Below are 17,524 nucleotides of genomic sequence, written 5' to 3'. Positions count from 1 at the left end.
CACTATGGGAGAACTTTGGGTTGACGGAGGGCGTTGCCAAGGCCACGCCCGGTGCTGGGCTCTGGCCCCTGAAACGTTCGAGATTGACGAGGAAGGCTACGCCCACGTCATTCCCGGCCGTGAAAACAGCGGTGACGAGCCCAACGTCCGTAAGGCCATCCGGAACTGCCCTGAACGGGCAATCCTGGAACGGGAAACGAGCGAGGCCGGCGAGAAGGCCTCAGAGGTTTCGGCGTCGTGACACATCTGCCGGAGCGGGTAGCGATTGTTGGTGCTTCGGTTGCATCGGCGATGCTGATCGAACGCAGTCGCGAGCTGGGTTTTGCAGGCGAATTCATCGTCATAGATTCAGATCCGAACGCGCCATACGACCGGCCTCCGCTGTCCAAGCAGTTTCTTCTTGGCACTGGTCCGGTAGAGGCTGCCGAGTGGTGGCCGGAGGCTACGCCGGTCCTCAACGCAAAGGCGATCGGGCTGCTCACCGACAAGCGGACGATCCTGCTGGACAAGCTCGGAGAGGTAGCGGCTGACGCGGTCGTCATCGCAACAGGAGCTGGCTCAATCCGGTTGCCGAATGAGCCGACGGGCGTTCTCAGCCTAAGAACTGCCCAGGACGCCCTTGCCCTGCGCACCGCCGTGGATGCAGGGGCTGCCAGTGCCATCATCATCGGCGCCGGAACCATCGGTGCGGAACTGGCGTCCACGCTGGCCCAACGCGGGCTTGCCGTCACGGTAGTGGATTTGGCTCCGCAACCCATGCAGCGCTTCTTTTCGGGACATTTGGGGGAAGAGGCGAAGGCCTGGATGCACCAGGCCGGTGTTGTGACTCACTTTGGAGTTGCGGTGGAATCCATTCAGAAGGCGGATGCCCACTGGACAGTCAGCGTCAGCGGCCTTGACCTGCAGGCTGACCTGGTCATCAGCGCTGTCGGCGCCCGGCCCAACACGGAATGGCTGACCTACAGCGGGCTCGACCTCTCCAACGGAGTCCGTTGCACTGCGGACGGGAAGGCCTTACTGACCACCGGCGAAATCGCTGACGGGATCTTCGCTATCGGAGATGTTTCGGCCCGCCGTGCCGACGACGGAAGCTATCGGCGGTTCGAGAGTTGGACCCAGGCCCAACGGCATGGCGCAGCCTTGGCTGAGTACTTTGCCGGCTTCCAATCCACCGAGCTGGAACAGGCCCCGTACGGGTGGACGGAGCAGTTCGGTCGAAAGGTCCAGGTGCACGGCATGCTTCCGCCGGCAGGCGAGCTAGTACAGGTGTATGCTGCGGAGGAACGCAACGCCGCCCTATATCGGGTCGGATCGGCGGAGGAAGAGGCTGCCTGGATCGGCGTCAACGCGCCAAGGCAGTTCAGTCGGGCCGCCATGGGCATGAGCCTTCTAAGCTGAAATGGTGAATACCCCTGCTGAGCCCGCGGCCTCGCAACCGAATGAGGTCCTGCCCGCTGACTATCGCCAGAAACTCCAAGTAGCAGAGCTCCGGGCAGATACCCTGTCCGAGCTCACGCAGCTAATGATGGAAGGACCCGATCCGTTCGCCCTTGCTCAACGGGCAGTGGATCTGGTAGCCAGGGCAACAAACTCAGCAGGGGTTTTCGTCTACCTGTGGGATGAACAGGAACAGGTCCTGGTCATGCGTGCAGGCACGGCTGGCGTGCAAAGCCAGCAAGTTGGAAGGGTTACCCTTCGCCTCGGCGAGGGGGTAACCGGCTGGGTAGGGCTTACCCGGCAGTCAGTTGTCCTTAACAAAAATATTCAGCAGGATCCGCGGTTCGTCAGCATCAGCGAACTGCAGGAAGAAGATTTCAATTCGATGCTGGTAGTCCCGATCGTGGCTCCGACCGGGACGCTCCTGGGCGTGTTCAGCCTCTGGTCCTATGCCGAGGAAACCTTCACCTGGGAGTCAAAGCTGATTGCTGACGAGGTGGGCATGCTGCTTGCCAGCGGCCTGCTGCAGGCTGAGACTGTTGAGGACTTGCGGCGTCAGTCCGCAGCAGCGCATTTCCTCGTCGATTTCCCGATCAACTCCGCCACTTCGGTTCTCCAATGCGCTCAAGTGGCCGCGCAGTCGATTCTCAAGCACATGGGCTCCGACGGTTGCGTCATCGAATATTTCGGCCGTGGCCCAGCCACGTCGCCGCCGACCGCCATTGCAATGGACAAGGGCGAGCGAAGCGGAAGCATTGTCCGAACCACTCATTCACGGACAGCAACGTCCGAATTCATTGAATCCAACTTCGCGGGGCACGAGCGGATATCTGTCTCCTTCGGTCTGACGAGCACCCGGGGCATCGTGACCTGCTACCGCCCGCGCCGCTATTCCAACAGGGAACTTGACCGGCTTAGCGCCATTTGCTCTCAGCTGGCCGCCCTATTTGAGGCAGTAGAACTGGAATCGGTAGGTTCATCCCACGCTTCACGCCTGCTGCGAAGCGTCGGAACGAGTACATTCGCCCGCATTCTTGAAGAGTCAGGCTGGTCCAAGGGCCGAACTCTGCCTGTCCTGGTGCGGGTGAAACGGCTGAAATTCGACTCTGATGCTGTGTCCCGGCGCATCGCCCCCTACCTCCAGGAACTGGCGGGCTCCCGCTCCCTGGTCTTCACTGAGGGACCCCTTAGCCTGCTCTTTATCGATACTCCCTCCGGTTCAGGAGAAGAGATCAAGACGAAGCTGGAGACAACTCTTTCTGAGCTCGACGAACACCGCGGCGTCTCAGCTTTCGCCGGCATCGGACCACTGGCGCGCGACGTCGCCTCTCTGCAGCCTGCACTTTCAGACGCCGAGACCGCACTGGCGTGGACAGAATTGGTAGCCAGGACGTCCGGGCGACGGGTCACCTCGTTCAGCGAAATAGAACATCTGCAGGAACTGCCCCTTGTTGGAGAAGGGATGTCTGAAGAGATCAGGGACGTGCTCGCTGAACTCAGGTCCCTCATGCACTACGACGCGGAAAATGGAACCCAGCTGGCCGAAACGGTCGCCATGCTCCTATCCAATAAAGGATCCATTGCCGATACCGTGTCGAAACTGCACATCCACCGCAACACACTGCGGCAACGCCTCCAGCGCGTGGAGCAGCTCATCGGTCATTCATTCGAAGAAGCAGGGGACTGGCTTCCCACCGGTATTGCTGCGCGACTGTCAATGAGGGAAGGCCACCGCGCTGTTCTTCAGTGACAGCAACCGCCGCCGGAGCAAGAACGCCAGGCGCCGGGCAAGCACACACATTTGGATCTCAATGTGCAATTGGCACTGCGGTCACGGCGATGCTGTTCGCTACGTTGAGGTATTAGTAACCCCGACCGCCCGACAAGGAATTCGAACATGACCTTCCAGACTGATCTGCCCCGAGACGCCGGCACACTGCAGGCCCTCGTCATCCAGCCAGATCCCTACTGTCCGATCGACCGCCTCGGCACGTGGCTGCACGACGAGGGGATAAGCACGAGAACGGTCCAGCCTTTCAAGGACGAGGAGATCCCGGAATTATTCCAGGCGGACGCCCTGGTGGTTCTGGGCGGGGACATGAGCTCCTTGGACGACCATGTCTATGACTGGCTTGCCGACATCCGGCGCCTTATGACAGCCGCGGCCAGCCAGGGGAAGCCCACGCTCGGGATCTGCCTCGGAGCGCAGCTGATGGCGCAGACGTTCGGGGGAACCGTGACCAGGGGTGACCAGGGCCTGGAGGCGGGAGTCGTAGAGGTAGCGTTACGGGCCGAGGCTGCGGATGATCCCCTGATGGCCGGTTTGCCGGGCCCTTTCTTCGCCGGGGCCATGCACGGGGACATGATCGACCAACTACCACCTTCGGCTGTCTGGCTTGGGATGACGGCGCAGTATCCGCATCAGGCTTTTCGGGTAGGCGAGGTGTCCTGGGGCGTTCAGTTTCACCCGGAACTGTCACCGGCGGTCTACCGCCGGTGGTTGTCTCTGGTTAACGAGAATGACAAGGTGTCCATGGAGCGGGCAAGCAGTGGAATGCAGGCGTTCGAGAATCAGGACCGGATCGTGAGGGAGCATACCGAAGCAATGGCGCGACGCTTCGCCCACCTGATCCGAACAACCGCAACAGTGGCTTCGCAGTAACCAACATCTGCGGCGACGCCGTGGGCGCAGCATGGACGGGTAACGGACCAGCCGGCGCTTCGATTCCTGCCGGGGTTGCAAGTCAGCCTGCGGCACGTCGTTCGCGGCCGCCACAGCGCTTGAGTGCACCGGGTAAATGGGATCCGGGGAAGGCACCGTCTTTTCAGGCGTAATTCTGGCACCCAAAGCGTGCCCACAGGTTTCTTCCGGAACGGCCTTTACGGTATTTTCACGAGCGATGGCGCTCTCATGGTCAGCGGTGCCATCATTTCTCCGGCTGAGTAGCTGTCTGCGAAGACAGCTGCGCCCGGGCCGGTCAGTGCCACCTGGATATCCGCCCACGTGCTGACGCCGTCTTCCACCGACACCGACGGCAGCCTGAGTTCGGCAAGGTGCACGGTTTCATCTCCCTGCTCGATGGACAGGTATGCCCCGTCGGGCCCGACTTCGATCTTCGGGCAACTGATGGAGACCGACATGAGTCCATGATGGGCGAGGAATCGGACCTCCCCGCCGAACTGGAGCACAAAATTCTCCCCGTCGGACAGGTCCAGGCTTCTGAACGGGAAATAGAACTGTCGGGTATTGGTCACGGCGGCACCCTCGCGCAGGAGTATGCGGCCATCGCGCATGGACTGCACATACCGGACAAAGCTGTCTTTCACCGCCCAGGCCATGCCGAGATCTGCTCTTTCAACAGTAAGTTCGGACATCAGGTTCCTTCATCGTTGCCAGGTTGCACACGGCCGGTGGTGCTCCCGCTCCCGCACACCAGGAACGGGAGTGGCTTACCGGCTGTTCATACTCGACCATCTTCGCGCCGGTTCAGATGATCGACATGTACTGCGGGCACAGTGTTCGTATCGGCCGTGTGCCTGGTGCCCATCCATGTGGACCGTGGACCCCGGAGACGACCCGTCTTTTGATATCGAGAGTCTGCCGGAGGGGCATTGACGGCGCCACGGTCAACCGGCGCCGCGGTCACCCGGTGAGAGGAATCTGCGGGGAGGGGCGCTGAGGGGCGCGAGCAGTGAGACCGGTTCTGAATTGGACTGGGATGTTCAATTGCTCAGGGGGCGAGGCACTCGTAGACGAGTCCGGGAGGAATCTGGTGGCAGAGCTCAAGGGTGTATGACCAGGGGCTGTGCCAGGTGACAAGAACACCTGAGGGTTCGCCATGGACTCGCTGGGAACGGAGCCGGATGATGGCCCCTGCCACTTCATAGTCACTATGAACCCGTTCCTGATGATGTACGCGTTCAGGCGTGCTGGGCTGGCCGCCCCTCATGGTGCAGCCGCAGGCTGGAAGCCAGCGCTAAGGCTGGGCCTATCCGTTTCCCACTTGTAGTCGATCCACACGTTGAAACCGTCTGACCGATGAAAAAGGCGGCGGGGCTCGGCGCCGTCACCGTCGAGCCACAGGATTTGATCATCATCGGTGACTGCATCGACAACTCCACGGCGGATCTCCTCATCATGAAGTTTATCGATGACCAGCTGGCCAATCAGCGGCTGCCATTTGGGTTGCAGGTGAAATGCCATGCGAAGTGCCCTCCCTGTGAAGCGGGCCGTGTCTGCCCTCCATCGGGCAGACACGGCCGATTGTCCTACTAAACAGTTACGAGGTCCTGCCAGTCGGCGAGGGCGTGCCCGTGGGCATCACTGACAGACTTGTGAGTGACCCTTCCTGCCGCCACGTTCAGACCGCCAGCCAAAGCGGGGAGCCGGTCGAAAGCGCCCTTGACGCCGTGGTTGGCCAAGGCCAGCGCATAACGGAGCGTAACGTTGGTCAACGCGTACGTCGACGTGTTCGGAACGGCGCCGGGCATGTTGGCCACGCAGTAGAAGATGGTGTCGTGGACCTTGTAAGTGGGTTCCTGGTGCGTGGTGGGTCGGGTGTCTTCGAAGCAGCCGCCCTGGTCCACGGCAATGTCCACGAGCACCGAGCCGGGCTTCATCCGGGCCACGAGTTCGTTGGTCACCAGCTTGGGGGCCTTGGCGCCGGGGATCAGGACGGAGCCGATGACGAGATCTGCGTCGATTACTGACTTTTCGATCTCATACGAGTTGGACGCAACGGTCTTCAGGCGCCCCTGGTACTGGGCGTCCAGCTCACGCAGCCGGTTGATGTTGATGTCCAGGATGGTGACGTCGGCGCCCAGGCCCAGCGCCATAGCCGCGGCGTTGGTGCCGGCGACGCCTGCACCAAGGACCACAACCTTGGCGGGACGGACGCCGGGAACGCCGCCAAGCAGCACACCCTTGCCGCCGGCCGGCGCCATCAGCGAGGTCGCACCGACCTGGACGGACAGCCGCCCCGCCACCTCGGACATCGGTGCGAGCAGCGGCAGGGCCCGGCCTTCCTGGACGGTTTCGTAGGCGATAGCCGTGACACCGGAGTCGACAAGCGCCTGTGTCAGTGCGGGCTCCGCCGCGAGGTGAAGGTAGGTGAAGAGGAGCAGGCCTTCGCGGAAGTGGCGGTATTCGGATGCGACGGGTTCCTTGACCTTCATCACCATATCGGCCCGGGCCCAGGCCTCGTCTGCAGTCTGAACGATCTCGGCTCCGGCGAGTGCGTACTCCTGATCGCTGATGCCGGAACCAGCGCCGGCGCCGGTTTCCACGAGCACGTCGTGGCCGTTTGCTTTGAATTCGTGCACGCCGGCGGCCGTAATGGCGACGCGGAACTCGTTGTTCTTGATTTCCTTGGGGACGGAGATGATCATGTTTCATGCCTTCTGATGGGATTAAAGCTTGTGGGCAAAAGAATGACAGAAAGTGCAGAAAGTTGGGCTTTCGCCGCAGGATCTGCGGCAGAATGGATGTAACCAGTCAATCTCTGCGTTGTGAGGAGCGTTACAAGGTGTCGGACCCGCAGAAACTGCAACAGGTGACTTTGGACGAAGTCGACCAGAAGCTTCTGGGCCTGCTGTCCAATAATTCAAGGCGCACCAATCAGTCGTTATCGGAAGCTCTCGGGCTTGCGCCGTCAACATGTCTCGCCCGCCTCAAGGCGCTCAAAGAGTCGGGGGTGATCAAGCGGTTCACCGTCGAAGTCGCCCCCGAAGCGATGGGCCTGCCCCTGCAGGCCTTGGTTAGCGTGCGGCTTAGGCCTGGCGCCCGGCATCTGATGAACGCCTTCGGGAACGAGTTGCGGGACCTGCCCGAAATCAAACAATTCTTCGTACTTGGAGGTGCAGACGATTTCCTGATCCACATCACGGCCAAGAACACCGAGCACATCCGTCAATTCGTACTGGACCATCTGTCATCGAATCCCGCCGTCGCAGGCACGCAGACCAACCTCGTGTTTGAACACGGCCACGGAACCGCCTTCGGACTCTAGGTTGCCTAAGACAAACCGCAGCAGCTGCCCAGGCCGGGAAGGCTATGGGCAGTTCCGGTCCAAGTCTTGCACTAGTGGAGGACGGCCCCACCTGCTGCAATGGCATTACGAGACGCGAAAAAGTCGCTCATCAGGGAAAGGAGTCGAAGTGTCATCCTCAGATGCACGTAACCCCGACTTTCAGAAAATCTTCGAAAGTCTTCCGAGCCAATACATCATCGTGACCCCCGACAGAACGATCGTCGCCGCCACTGACTCGTTCCTTGCATCTACGGGAAAGAGCCGTGAGGGAATCGTCGGTAAGGACATTCTTGATGCGTTTCCGGACAACCCGGACAACCCCGACGCCAAAGGCACAGAGATACTGCGCAGCTCCATCGAGCGTGTCGTGGAGACGGGCAAGATCGACATTCTTCCGCCTGTTCGCTACGACATCGAGAACTCAGACGGGATTTTCGAGCCCCGCTGGTTCCAGCCTCTGAACGCTCCGGCTTTCGACGGTGAGGGCAAGCTCGTCTACGTCCTGCACGGGGCGGAAGACATCACCGCTCAAATGATAAGCAAGAGCTGAAACCCTAGCCGCCCTGCCCCGATAAGGACTGAAAATCATGGACGACGTCAAAGTAACCCTCATTGGAGGGCCCACTCTGCTCCTGGAGATCGCCGGCTACCGGATGATCACTGACCCTACCTTCGATTCTCCCCAGGTCTACCACCACCCGATCGCCGGGCCCGTCACCAAGAAGCTCGGCCCCAGCGCCACCCCCGAGGAACTTGGCCAGGTTGACCTGGCTCTCGCCTCCCACGAGCACATCGACAATCTGGACGTAGCGGGCCGGGGTTTCCTGACAATGGTGCCACTTGCCCTCACAACGACAGAGGCCGCGGAGAATTTCGGCCCCAATGTCCTCGGGATCAGCGACTACGAGACTCATACCGTTGCACTTCCCGATGGACGGCAGATGAAGATCACGGCAGTGCCGGCGCATCATGGCCCGGAGCGCGTGTGGGACGCGCTCGGGCCCGTTATTGGATTCGTCCTCGAGGCCGAGGGCATGCCGACCGTATACATCAGCGGCGACAACTCCGAACTGGACATTGTGCGCGAAATTGCGGACCGTTTTCCAGCCATTGATATCGCCGTACTCTTCGTTGGCGGTGCCAAATTCGACGTGATTGCAGACGGCGCGTACATCACCCTCAGCAATGACCGCGCCCTCGAAGCGGCCAAGATCATGGGGGTCAAGAAGGTCGTTCCTGTGCACGAAGACTCATGGGAACATTTCAGTCAAAATGCAGACCAGATCAGCAAGCTTTTCGCTGACGCTGGTCTTAACGACCTCCTCATCGCCCTGAAGCCCGGAGAGTCTGCCGACATCCGGCTCTAGCAACCGGACCCCAGAATCGAAGGTTGGACGCTTAGCTGCCAACCTTCGATTCTGCGTTTAAAGGCGGAGCGAGTAAAGGCCGGCCATGACTACGTGGGATTGAGTTATGTGCGCGGCGCACACACAACCCCCCAATGAGTCAGGAAGAATGGCGGCAGCACAACTCACCGACCGCTTGGAGCCCAGGGACGATGACGACCATTGCAGAGCAATTCACCCGGGAACACGACGAACTGGCAAACGCAGCAGGAAGCCTGGGCGCCGACTACTGGTCCATATCGCAAGGGCTGCGGCTGCTGGGCGATCGCTGGTCCCTGTTGATCGTGCGTGAACTGCTCGGCGGTGAAAGGGGCTTCAATGATATGTCCCGGGCGCTGCCTGATCTCTCCCGGACGCTGCTCTCCCAGCGGCTCAAGCGGCTGGTCCAACTCGAGCTTGTCATTCGCAACGATGAAACCGGTCCCCGCGGCTCACGGCGCTACAGACTGACGCCGGTCGGCTACGGGCTGCGGCAGACCTTGGAGTCGCTCGGCCTCTGGGCAAGCCAGTGGCAGGCACCCTTTGAGAATGACCTGCGGGCAGGGCTTGGCACACTGCTCGAACATATGGGCCGCAGCCTTCTGGCGGATTCCCTGCCCCGGAAGTCGATGGTTTTGGCGTTTGAGTTCGACAATGTCCGGGGAGCTCCCTTTCAAGGTTGGATCTGCAGAGAGAACAGCAGGACGATCTCGAGTATCGGCCGCTCAGAACGTATCCCGGATCTTCAGATCCATGTCGCCCCGCGGGTCCTCTACGATCTCTGGTGGGGTCTTCGCCGCTGTGAAGACGCACGGCAGCTGGGCTCCATTGGATTTGTTGGCCCGGACGAGTGGGCTGCGGGCTTCTCGGGTTGGTTCGCTCCCCGGGCAGCTTCCTGATGTCAGTGCCCCACTGCTGTTCCCCTCTTTTCGGATGCAACTGAAGGACGCCAAACAAGGACTACACCACTCAGCCAGGGGAGAGTAGGGTCATTTAAACACCGGCGCTGTCGCCCGGAATGACCAGGAGACCGCGTTGTGCCGGCGCTGCTTTCTTGGAGGAACCCGGATGGCTGGATGGAATGCTGATACGGCTGCAGGCCCTCTGGGGGCAGGGACCGTCACCCTGGTGGAGGAAACCTCGTTCTGTATTTCCTTGCCCAGTGGGGACATCTATCCCGGGCATCCTCATGGCCTGTTCGTTCAGGACACCCGCTTTCTGTCCCGCTGGAACCTGACAATCGACAGCCACGCGCTTGAGTCTCTGGCGGCAGAGACGCAGGAGCCCTTCCGGGCACTGTTTGCAGGCCGTGTTAACCGGTCCGACGGGTATGCTGACAGCCCGCTTATCGTAGAGCGGCTGCGGGAAGTTGGAGCCGGCATCCAAGAGCGAATCACCGTTCGCAACTACTCGAGGGAGCCGATCGAATGCGTGGTTTCCCTCGAGGCGGAAGCGGATTTCGCGGACCTTTTCGAGGTGAAGGAAGCGCGTATCCAGCGTACGTGGGACACATCACGCCACATCGGCGGAGACCAACTGACCATCGCCGGCAAATGGCAAGGCGTGCGAAAACGGGTGACCATTCAGGCTGCAGGAGCAGAGATGAAGCCGGAGGGGGTCACCTACGTGATAACCGTCCCGCCGCACGGCCACTGGAGTGCAGTCGTCAGCGTCACACCTGAGCTCGAAGCCTCCGGCCGGAGCGCCGTGCTTGTCCACCCTGATGGGGAGGGATTGTCTCCGAGTGACCGTCGCCGGAAGGAGTGGGTTGCCAAGATACCGGTCGTTCGCATGGGCAATCGATCCATCGAGCGGACTTTACGGCGGAGCTACGATGATCTGGGCGCCCTCAGGATCGAGGACTCGAGCCATCCCGAGCGTGTTGTGGTTGCTGCGGGCGCACCATGGTTCATGACGCTCTTCGGCCGTGATTCCCTGTGGGCCTCCGAGATGGCGTTACCGGTGGATCCCTCACTGGCCCTCGGTACGCTGCAGACCCTGGCGGACCGGCAAGGAAGCGTAGTGGACCCGCTGACAGAGGAGGAACCCGGCAAGATTTTGCATGAAGTAAGGTTTAGCGTCAATAGCGGGTTGGCCCTTGGAGGCAAATCGGCGTACTACGGAAGTGTCGACGCGACGCCGCTGTTTGTGGACGTGCTTGGAGCCGTCAGCCGGTGGGGATTCGGAGCGGATATTATCGCCGACTTGCTGCCTCACGCGGACCGGGCCCTGGAATGGATACGTCATTACGGGGACAAGGATGGCGACGGTTTTGTTGAGTATGAACGCCTCAACGACCAGGGCCTAATAAACCAGGGCTGGAAAGACTCCTGGGACGGAATCAATTTTGCCGATGGAACGCTTGCCGAGCCCCCAATCGCGCTCTGTGAGGTCCAGGCCTACGTCTATGCCGCATATACGGCGCGCGCATGGATGGCATACGACGCCGGGGACACCGCACGTGGAGATGAGCTCACCGATCTGGCGGCGGAGCTGAAGCGGAAGTTTAACGAGCAGTTCTGGATGCCGGACCGGGGATATTACGCAATCGCCCTCGACGGCAGGAAACGGCAGGTGGACGCGTGTGCTTCCAACATGGGCCACTGTCTGGTCTATGGCCTCGTTGACGAGGACAAGGCTCCGCAGGTTGCCGAGCGGCTTATGTCACCGGAGATGTTCAGCGGCTGGGGTGTAAGGACCTTGGCCAGCAACATGGGTGCCTACAACCCCGCCAGCTATCACAATGGCTCGGTATGGCCGCACGACAATGCGATCATCGCTGCCGGTCTGTTGCGGTATGGCTTCGTGGCGGAAGCACAGCGCGTTACTACTGCAATATTGGAAGCCGCCGAATGGTCAGGCGGGCGCTTGCCCGAACTCTTCTGCGGCTTCAGCCGTGACCAGTTCGCCGAACCCGTACCGTATCCAACGGCGTGCTCACCCCAGGCTTGGGCAGCAACCGCCCCGATCCTTCTGGTGACCAACCTGATGCGGTACGACGTTCACGTCTCCCGTCGGGGACTGTGGATGGACCCTGTGCTCCCGAAAGCCTACGGGGATCTGCACATCACTAACGCACCTGTTGGCGGTGACCGGATCACCATTGACATCGATAAGTCCGGCCCATCCATTCGGGGCCTGCCTGAGTGGATGCAGTTTCGGCGCGGACATCGGCCATGGATTACGGAACTGGTGGAAGAAGCAGACCGCCGGCGGCAAAGCTAGGCAGCTAAGCTGCCGGCAACACTCCGCGACGTCATAGCCGTGCTGCCTGAAAGGATACGAGCGGGCTGCAGTGCCTGGGCCACTACGCAGCAGGTCCGCCGGGTCTTGCTCGCTTTGGGACATGCCATCGAGCATTCAGACGCTGAATCCAGGGCGCCCTCACCAGGAAGGGTTCGGCCCTGGACGGATGCCGTTCAGTGTCTGCCGCCTGCCACGCCTCCGGTTAGGCGCTGCAACGTGCCCAACCGGAGGCGCGGCGATGATGAGCGTCACTTCCTGTGCTCACCGTGCCAGCCCATCACATCGAGTGGCGGCCGTCTCAGTGCTCCGGCCAGTAGTCGTAGACGTCACTGGTCCCGCGCATGAATTCGACAAAGACGCAGTCCTCGTCCCCGACCGTCCATGCTTCATGCTCCGGGGGCAGCATCATGAGGTCTCCGGCAGAGAATTCCTCCTCGGAACCGGTACGCTGACGCACGCCTAAACTGCCTTCCAGTATGTAGGCCACATGCGGCATGGGACACATATCGGTGTCGAGAATTCCGGTCTTGACCGCGTCCTCCGTTACTGACGCCCCCACCGGGAAACGAACGAGAAGGGCGCTGGCCCCATCAAGGGTCACCATCCTCTTCGTGATTCTCCCGATAGTAATGAGTTCGTACTTGTCCTCGTCGACAAAATTGGCCTTCTGCATGCGTGAGAGGTTTGCAGTCATAATTCTTCCTCTACTCCTTCGTCGGATAAGGCATCGGCGGTGACACCTTGCTTCAATTCAGCGACCCGCCCTGTGGGCCGGACAAGTACGAAAGCTGTACCACCCCGACCCTGAGCACAGTGGGCGGCGCATCTTCCCTAGTCAGACCGCGATATCCGACGACGTTCTCAAGTCCGAATAGTCAGGACCAAGGCGAGCGAGATGATCCCTGCAACGACGGTCGATGCGCCCAGAGCGGCCGGAAGGCGACCGTCGGCGGCCCGGACAGGTGGCCGGTCCGGAGTTGTGAGGGTTTCATAGTGCCGGAGGTATCGCCACCGGACCGCGAACAGTAAGAGGACTGCTTCCAGGACCCCTCCCACACCCAGCAGCAGCGACCAGGGCCCGAGGATGGGCGGAAGGACCTTCATAGCGAGAAGCGAGCCTGCCAGGAAGGCAAGGCAGGTTCGCTGCCAGGCGAGGCCAGTGCGCTCCGGCTGGAGCCCGGGATCGAAGAGCGCACTCACTTCAGTACGATTCCGACCAATACCAGGACGGCAACCGATACCAGCAGAACAGTGAGGGGGAGCGAGAACGGCGCCGAGGGAAGAGGAGAACTCCTCCGCAGCGCCCGTTCTGTCCTCGTCCACCCGCTCCAGGCCTGGAAGGCTGACATGATCCCGGCGAGGATCAGCAGGACGGACGCAGCAAGCCTGTACCCGGGATGGATGCCGAGGCCCAGCGCCTCGAGAGCGACCCCGCCGGCGAGCAAAGCCAGTGCGGTACGAATCCATGCCAGGAAGGTGCGTTCATTGGCGAGGCTGAAACGGGCATCAGGTTCATCTCCCTGGCTGAAAACCGCTTTGGGGAAGCGCTGGAGCTCAGCCAACGGCTTCGCCTTCGCCGGCTTTGTTTACCTGAAACATCGCGTTGGAGTGTTCGGTCCATTCGTCGATGCGGACCCTCACTGCCGTGCGGGGGTTGCGGATCGCGTAGGGCGCGCCAAAATAGTGCACGGTCATGGCATCGATGATCTCCAGGTTCGTATCATCGAAGAATTCAACGGCAGTTCCAAGAACGCTGACAGCCTCTGTCCAGTCGTCGTTCTTCAGGACGGTGAGTGACACTCGGGGGTCCTCGCGGAGGTGCTGGAGCCGGCCGCCGCGGGAATTGCCCGAGGCAATGCTCAGGAGGATATGCCCGGCGTCTTCGGTCAGGTAAACGATCTGGACGGTGACTGGGCGTCCATCGGGGGCGACAGTTGCCATGACTGCCGGGTTGGGCCGGGAGACGAAGTCGTACAGGTGCTGGGGGAGAGCGGGCAAGGGAGCACGCCTTTCGGGATGGTCAAGAAGGGACCAAAGTCAGCCGGGCGTACTGGCGGGCTGCCGGCTGGGCAATGGATCTGGAAGGTGTTTCGGGGTTATCGCCGGGCGGTTCCCCAGGTTGAGCGGAGCTGGTCGAGGTAAATGCGGAGCTCTGCGACCATGGACATGGTGTGCGGCTCAGCCACCCATTGCTGCTGGAGTCCGTCAAGCACGGCGATAGTGTTGCGGACGATTGCCTCCGCGGGGGCATCCGGGAGGATTTCGCCTGATTTCTTGCCGACCTCGATTGCCTGGCTGAGCCATTCCCGGGTGCTGCGGTAGTGATCAAGGATCCATTGGTTGGCGGGGTGATTGGCTTCCGTGGCTTCTGCCGAGATCCGTACGAACAGACCGATCCACTCCGGACGCGTGGAGTTTCGTGCGACCAGGGCCACGAGCGAGTCGAATGCGGCCCATCCCATGGGCGCAGCTCCTTCTCCGAAGAGGAATTCGCTGTCTTCCTTTTCCCGCTGCTCGAGTACGGCAGCAAGCAAGGCTGTCTTGTTGGGGAAGTGGTGGAGCAGGCCCGACTGGGACAGTCCGGTCCGCACGGCAACCTCGGCGATGGAGGACTTGTTGTAACCGCTGGTGGAGAACAGCTCGATTGCCGCCTGTATGGCCTTGGCGCGGGCGACGTCACCGGCCTTTTCTGTACGGTTTCGTTCGCGTTCGATGCGGTAGCCGGGTGGGTAAGACATGCCTTTAGGACTCCTGTCCGTTCTCGAGCGGAACCGTGATTCGGGGATCGCCGAGGCCGCGTGCAATGACCAGTGAACCGCCGGAGAGCGGCAGCCACCTGCGTTCTTTCACATTCCAAATCCGCTGGGTTCGCAGATCACACTGAACTTGAACGGTACCGCTCTGTCCGGCGTCGAGGGAAACCTGCGCCCATCCGATGAGGCGTGCAGGCTGGCCGTCGTCGGTGGGCAGATGGTAGACCTGCACAGTCTCATTGCCGGAGTGCAGACCAGTGTTGGTCAGGGCGACAGTTACCGCCTTGACTCCTGCCCTGTCGCGCTCGGTGATCTGGGCGGAGGTGTAATCCCAGGTGGTGTAGCCGAGGCCGTGGCCGAACCAGAACAACGGTTCGGCTCCTGACTGGTGCCAGCCCCGATAGCCAACGCGCGGCCCTTCCGCATACTCAAGACGCCCCGCATCGGGTGCCGTCACCCAGGCCGGCCCTTCTCCGTCGCGGGCCGGGAAGGTCGTGACGAGGCGCCCCGCCGGTTCGATCTCACCCGTCAGTGCTGCAGCGACGGCGTCTCCGGCTTCCTGGCCCGGAAGCCCGGCGAAGAGCACGGCGTCGACATTGTTGAGCCAGGGCATCAGCACCGGTGTGGCAGCGTTAACGACAACGACGGTGCGGGGAGCGACGGCGGCGACGGCCGCGACCAGGGCGTCCTGCTCACCGGGAAGGGCCAGCGTCTTTTTGTCCTGCCCCTCAGTCTCCTGTTCCTGGGTGTTGCCGACGACGACGATGGCGGTGTCAGTAGCTGCTGCCGCTTCGACAGCCTCGCGGATTGCGGCTGCGGCCGGACGGGCGGCGGCCGTGACTACGAGCCCGATGATCCTCATCTCGAAGTGCGGCCCCGTGGTGGCGGTAATCCGTGCCCCGGATTCCAGGGGAACCACTGAGACGTGGCTCTTGGGCCGGTGAAGGCCGCCGCCCGGGCCATCGTGAGGAGTGACGGTAAATGACTCGTGGTGGCCGGGTGCAGTTACGGTCCACTGTCCGGGGCCGATGACGCCGACGCGCATCCGGGCCGGCGAGGGCAACGTTACGTCGGCCGACAGCTCGATCCGGGCTGCACTGGCCAGCCAGCCATCCTCGGCCACCTCGAGTTCAGCCACGTCGAAGTGCCGGGACTCCGTAACGTTGCCCTGCGCGTCGAGGGCCCGGACCCGCATGCCCGGGGTGCCTGTTTCGGGATCGCGCACAATCGAGGCCGGCGCTGCCACCATCCTTGTCCGGGTTTCCACTCCGTCCACGTTCGTCACCCCGGGTCCGAGCGCGGAGGCGAGGCCTTCTGCGATGCTGACAATGTGCGGCGGGCGGACCCGGGCGGAGCCGCCGCCCTGGGCGACAGTGTCAGTGGCGTGGCGCCCGATGACGGCCACGGTTCCGGCTCCCTTGGTGAGCGGGAGCGTGGCGTTGTCGTTCTTGAGCACGGTCATGCCCTGGGCCGAGATCCTAAGCAGCTGTTCACGGCGCACGTTACTGTCCGGGCGCGGGACGTCAGTGGGCCAGGTGCGCTGTTCCCCGAAAGCTCCCACGCGGGCAGCAAGGGTCAGCAGCCGGCGGACATGCTCATCAACGGTCTCTTCCAGTACCTCTCCGGAACGCACGGCTTTCTCCAGGGACGTGCTCCAGACCGTGTCGGGGCCGGGCATCACCAGGTCGAGACCGGCGTCTGCGCTCTCCGCTGCCCGCTTCGTGGCAAACCAGTCCGACATGACGAGCCCGTCAAAACCCCACTCCTGCTTCAGGATGCCATTGAGCAGCTCCGCGTGCTCCGTTGCGGTGACGCCGTTGACGCTGTTGTAAGAGGCCATGACGGTCCACGGCTGCGCATCCTGCTCCACAATTTCAAACGGCAGCAGGTACAGCTCGCGCAAGGTCTGTTCGTCAACAACACAGTCAACGGTAGTGCGCTGTGTTTCGGATTCATTGGCAAGGAAATGCTTCGGGGACGCACCGATTCCCCTGCTCTGCAGCGAGCGGACATAGGCGGCTGCGAGAACTCCCGTCAGGTACGGGTCCTCGCTGAAACATTCGAAGAGGCGTCCGCCCAAGGGAGTGCGGTGGAGGTTGATCGTTGGACCCAGGACGATATGGGTCTGCTGATCCGCGGCTTCCTCTGCCAGGAGCGCCCCTACTTCTTCAAGCACCGCAGAGCTCCAAGTTTGCGCCAGCAGCGTGGCGTTGGGCAGCAGGCAGCTCTCGCGGCCACCGACGACTTCTTCCCCGCGCACACCGGTCGGGCCATCGGACATAACAATCTCGCTCAGGCCAATGGATTCTTCGCCCCACAAGCTGAACATCTTTGCCCCCGACAAAAGCCGGACTTTGCCTGCCAGGTCAAGGGACCGGATCGCGTCGTCTATCAGGGCCGTGTGAATCTTCCCCAGGCCGGGCACGGCCCGGTGCGGGAATTCAGCGGCATGAACGGTCATAGGAGGACTCCTTCGTCAGAGTAGCTGCTCGGGGAAGGGCAGCGCGTTTCTGCCTGTGCGTTGAATCACAGCCTACCACAACGGACCGTGTACTCGGTCGGTCGCTGGACCCAACCAAAAACAGGCTTCCAAGTACGGAGTGTAACGATTCGATAACCCGACCGTGTACTCGGTCGGTGTGCGCTATTGTGGTTCCTATCACATCGGGCCGCT

The 17,524-nt window shown here is 61.7% G+C and carries 18 protein-coding genes; 9 read left to right on the top strand and 9 right to left on the bottom strand.

Features of this window, described 5'->3' with window-relative positions:
* Window positions 1-4 precede the first annotated feature (4 nt).
* The 4 genes from ACFUTU_RS07150 (at window position 5) to ACFUTU_RS07135 (ending at window position 4,099) form a co-directional block, all read left to right on the top strand.
* Complete coding sequence (locus ACFUTU_RS07150; protein ID WP_377962755.1) at window positions 5-241, top strand: ferredoxin; 237 nt, start codon at window positions 5-7, stop codon at window positions 239-241.
* Window positions 238-1,398, top strand: a complete 1,161-nt coding sequence (locus ACFUTU_RS07145) for an NAD(P)/FAD-dependent oxidoreductase (RefSeq protein ID WP_377962590.1) — start codon at window positions 238-240, stop codon at window positions 1,396-1,398. The genes ACFUTU_RS07150 and ACFUTU_RS07145 overlap by 4 nt, the downstream gene beginning before the upstream one ends.
* Before the next feature lies 1 nt (window position 1,399).
* Window positions 1,400-3,187, top strand: a complete 1,788-nt coding sequence (locus tag ACFUTU_RS07140) for a helix-turn-helix domain-containing protein (RefSeq protein WP_377962587.1) — start codon at window positions 1,400-1,402, stop codon at window positions 3,185-3,187.
* Window positions 3,188-3,334: 147 nt separating this feature from the next.
* Window positions 3,335-4,099 carry a type 1 glutamine amidotransferase gene (locus tag ACFUTU_RS07135; RefSeq protein WP_377962584.1) on the top strand — a complete coding sequence of 255 codons (765 nt, stop codon included), beginning with the start codon at window positions 3,335-3,337 and terminating at the stop codon, window positions 4,097-4,099.
* 218 nt (window positions 4,100-4,317) lie between these two features.
* Here the strand turns inward: ACFUTU_RS07135 and ACFUTU_RS07130 are convergent, their stop codons facing one another.
* From ACFUTU_RS07130 to ald, 3 genes are all read right to left on the bottom strand, one after another.
* On the bottom strand, window positions 4,318-4,812 hold the full coding sequence (locus tag ACFUTU_RS07130; protein ID WP_377962581.1) for an HtaA domain-containing protein: 495 nt from the start codon (window positions 4,810-4,812) through the stop codon (window positions 4,318-4,320).
* A gap of 571 nt (window positions 4,813-5,383) precedes the next feature.
* Window positions 5,384-5,641: a hypothetical protein gene (locus ACFUTU_RS07125; protein WP_377962578.1), complete on the bottom strand. Its 258-nt coding sequence runs from the start codon at window positions 5,639-5,641 to the stop codon at window positions 5,384-5,386.
* 68 nt (window positions 5,642-5,709) lie between these two features.
* Window positions 5,710-6,825, bottom strand: a complete 1,116-nt coding sequence (ald, locus tag ACFUTU_RS07120) for an alanine dehydrogenase (RefSeq protein WP_377962575.1) — start codon at window positions 6,823-6,825, stop codon at window positions 5,710-5,712.
* 92 nt (window positions 6,826-6,917) lie between these two features.
* On the opposite strand from ald, the gene ACFUTU_RS07115 reads away from it, so the two are divergent.
* The 5 genes from ACFUTU_RS07115 to ACFUTU_RS07095 all read left to right on the top strand — a co-directional run bounded on the left by ACFUTU_RS07115 (window position 6,918) and on the right by ACFUTU_RS07095 (window position 12,076).
* Window positions 6,918-7,445, top strand: a complete 528-nt coding sequence (locus tag ACFUTU_RS07115) for an Lrp/AsnC family transcriptional regulator (RefSeq protein WP_377962572.1) — start codon at window positions 6,918-6,920, stop codon at window positions 7,443-7,445.
* Between the two features lie 148 nt (window positions 7,446-7,593).
* A complete protein-coding gene (locus ACFUTU_RS07110; RefSeq protein ID WP_377962569.1) occupies window positions 7,594-8,016 on the top strand; it encodes a PAS domain S-box protein in 423 nt (140 codons plus the stop codon).
* A gap of 37 nt (window positions 8,017-8,053) precedes the next feature.
* Window positions 8,054-8,833 carry an MBL fold metallo-hydrolase gene (locus ACFUTU_RS07105; protein WP_377962566.1) on the top strand — a complete coding sequence of 260 codons (780 nt, stop codon included), beginning with the start codon at window positions 8,054-8,056 and terminating at the stop codon, window positions 8,831-8,833.
* Between the two features lie 191 nt (window positions 8,834-9,024).
* Complete coding sequence (locus ACFUTU_RS07100; RefSeq protein WP_377962563.1) at window positions 9,025-9,750, top strand: winged helix-turn-helix transcriptional regulator; 726 nt, start codon at window positions 9,025-9,027, stop codon at window positions 9,748-9,750.
* 169 nt (window positions 9,751-9,919) lie between these two features.
* Window positions 9,920-12,076, top strand: coding sequence for a glycogen debranching N-terminal domain-containing protein (locus ACFUTU_RS07095; protein WP_377962560.1), 2,157 nt, complete (start codon window positions 9,920-9,922; stop codon window positions 12,074-12,076).
* 319 nt (window positions 12,077-12,395) lie between these two features.
* Here the strand turns inward: ACFUTU_RS07095 and ACFUTU_RS07090 are convergent, their stop codons facing one another.
* The 6 genes from ACFUTU_RS07090 to ACFUTU_RS07065 all read right to left on the bottom strand — a co-directional run bounded on the left by ACFUTU_RS07090 (window position 12,396) and on the right by ACFUTU_RS07065 (window position 17,311).
* Window positions 12,396-12,791, bottom strand: a complete 396-nt coding sequence (locus ACFUTU_RS07090) for a hypothetical protein (RefSeq protein ID WP_377962557.1) — start codon at window positions 12,789-12,791, stop codon at window positions 12,396-12,398.
* A gap of 167 nt (window positions 12,792-12,958) precedes the next feature.
* Complete coding sequence (locus ACFUTU_RS07085; RefSeq protein WP_377962555.1) at window positions 12,959-13,297, bottom strand: DUF202 domain-containing protein; 339 nt, start codon at window positions 13,295-13,297, stop codon at window positions 12,959-12,961.
* The gene (locus tag ACFUTU_RS07080) at window positions 13,294-13,659 is read right to left on the bottom strand and encodes a YidH family protein (protein WP_377962552.1); all 366 of its coding nucleotides are present in this window, start codon (window positions 13,657-13,659) and stop codon (window positions 13,294-13,296) included. Before ACFUTU_RS07080 ends, ACFUTU_RS07085 begins: the two co-directional genes overlap by 4 nt.
* Window positions 13,652-14,095, bottom strand: a complete 444-nt coding sequence (locus ACFUTU_RS07075; RefSeq protein ID WP_377962549.1) for a pyridoxamine 5'-phosphate oxidase family protein — start codon at window positions 14,093-14,095, stop codon at window positions 13,652-13,654. The genes ACFUTU_RS07080 and ACFUTU_RS07075 overlap by 8 nt, the downstream gene beginning before the upstream one ends.
* A gap of 98 nt (window positions 14,096-14,193) precedes the next feature.
* Window positions 14,194-14,835: a TetR/AcrR family transcriptional regulator gene (locus tag ACFUTU_RS07070; protein ID WP_377962546.1), complete on the bottom strand. Its 642-nt coding sequence runs from the start codon at window positions 14,833-14,835 to the stop codon at window positions 14,194-14,196.
* Between the two features lie 4 nt (window positions 14,836-14,839).
* Complete coding sequence (locus tag ACFUTU_RS07065) at window positions 14,840-17,311, bottom strand: glycoside hydrolase family 3 C-terminal domain-containing protein (protein WP_377962543.1); 2,472 nt, start codon at window positions 17,309-17,311, stop codon at window positions 14,840-14,842.
* Window positions 17,312-17,524 lie beyond the last annotated feature (213 nt).

The organism is Arthrobacter sp. NPDC057388, from assembly GCF_042668165.1.
Lineage (GTDB): Bacteria > Actinomycetota > Actinomycetes > Actinomycetales > Micrococcaceae > Arthrobacter.
The sequence above is the reverse complement of the archived record's forward strand: the minus strand, read 5'-3'. Positions and strand labels throughout refer to the sequence as shown.

Coding starts and splice junctions, on each gene's coding strand:
- ACFUTU_RS07150 (WP_377962755.1), top strand. CDS start 5: ATGGGAGAACTTTGGGTTGACGGAGGGCGTTGCCAAGGCCACGCCCGG.
- ACFUTU_RS07100 (WP_377962563.1), top strand. CDS start 9,025: ATGACGACCATTGCAGAGCAATTCACCCGGGAACACGACGAACTGGCA.
- ACFUTU_RS07135 (WP_377962584.1), top strand. CDS start 3,335: ATGACCTTCCAGACTGATCTGCCCCGAGACGCCGGCACACTGCAGGCC.
- ACFUTU_RS07090 (WP_377962557.1), bottom strand. CDS start 12,791: ATGACTGCAAACCTCTCACGCATGCAGAAGGCCAATTTTGTCGACGAG.
- ACFUTU_RS07105 (WP_377962566.1), top strand. CDS start 8,054: ATGGACGACGTCAAAGTAACCCTCATTGGAGGGCCCACTCTGCTCCTG.
- ACFUTU_RS07065 (WP_377962543.1), bottom strand. CDS start 17,311: ATGACCGTTCATGCCGCTGAATTCCCGCACCGGGCCGTGCCCGGCCTG.
- ACFUTU_RS07115 (WP_377962572.1), top strand. CDS start 6,918: ATGGATGTAACCAGTCAATCTCTGCGTTGTGAGGAGCGTTACAAGGTG.
- ACFUTU_RS07130 (WP_377962581.1), bottom strand. CDS start 4,812: ATGTCCGAACTTACTGTTGAAAGAGCAGATCTCGGCATGGCCTGGGCG.
- ACFUTU_RS07095 (WP_377962560.1), top strand. CDS start 9,920: ATGGCTGGATGGAATGCTGATACGGCTGCAGGCCCTCTGGGGGCAGGG.
- ald (WP_377962575.1), bottom strand. CDS start 6,825: ATGATCATCTCCGTCCCCAAGGAAATCAAGAACAACGAGTTCCGCGTC.
- ACFUTU_RS07070 (WP_377962546.1), bottom strand. CDS start 14,835: ATGTCTTACCCACCCGGCTACCGCATCGAACGCGAACGAAACCGTACA.
- ACFUTU_RS07140 (WP_377962587.1), top strand. CDS start 1,400: ATGGTGAATACCCCTGCTGAGCCCGCGGCCTCGCAACCGAATGAGGTC.
- ACFUTU_RS07125 (WP_377962578.1), bottom strand. CDS start 5,641: ATGGCATTTCACCTGCAACCCAAATGGCAGCCGCTGATTGGCCAGCTG.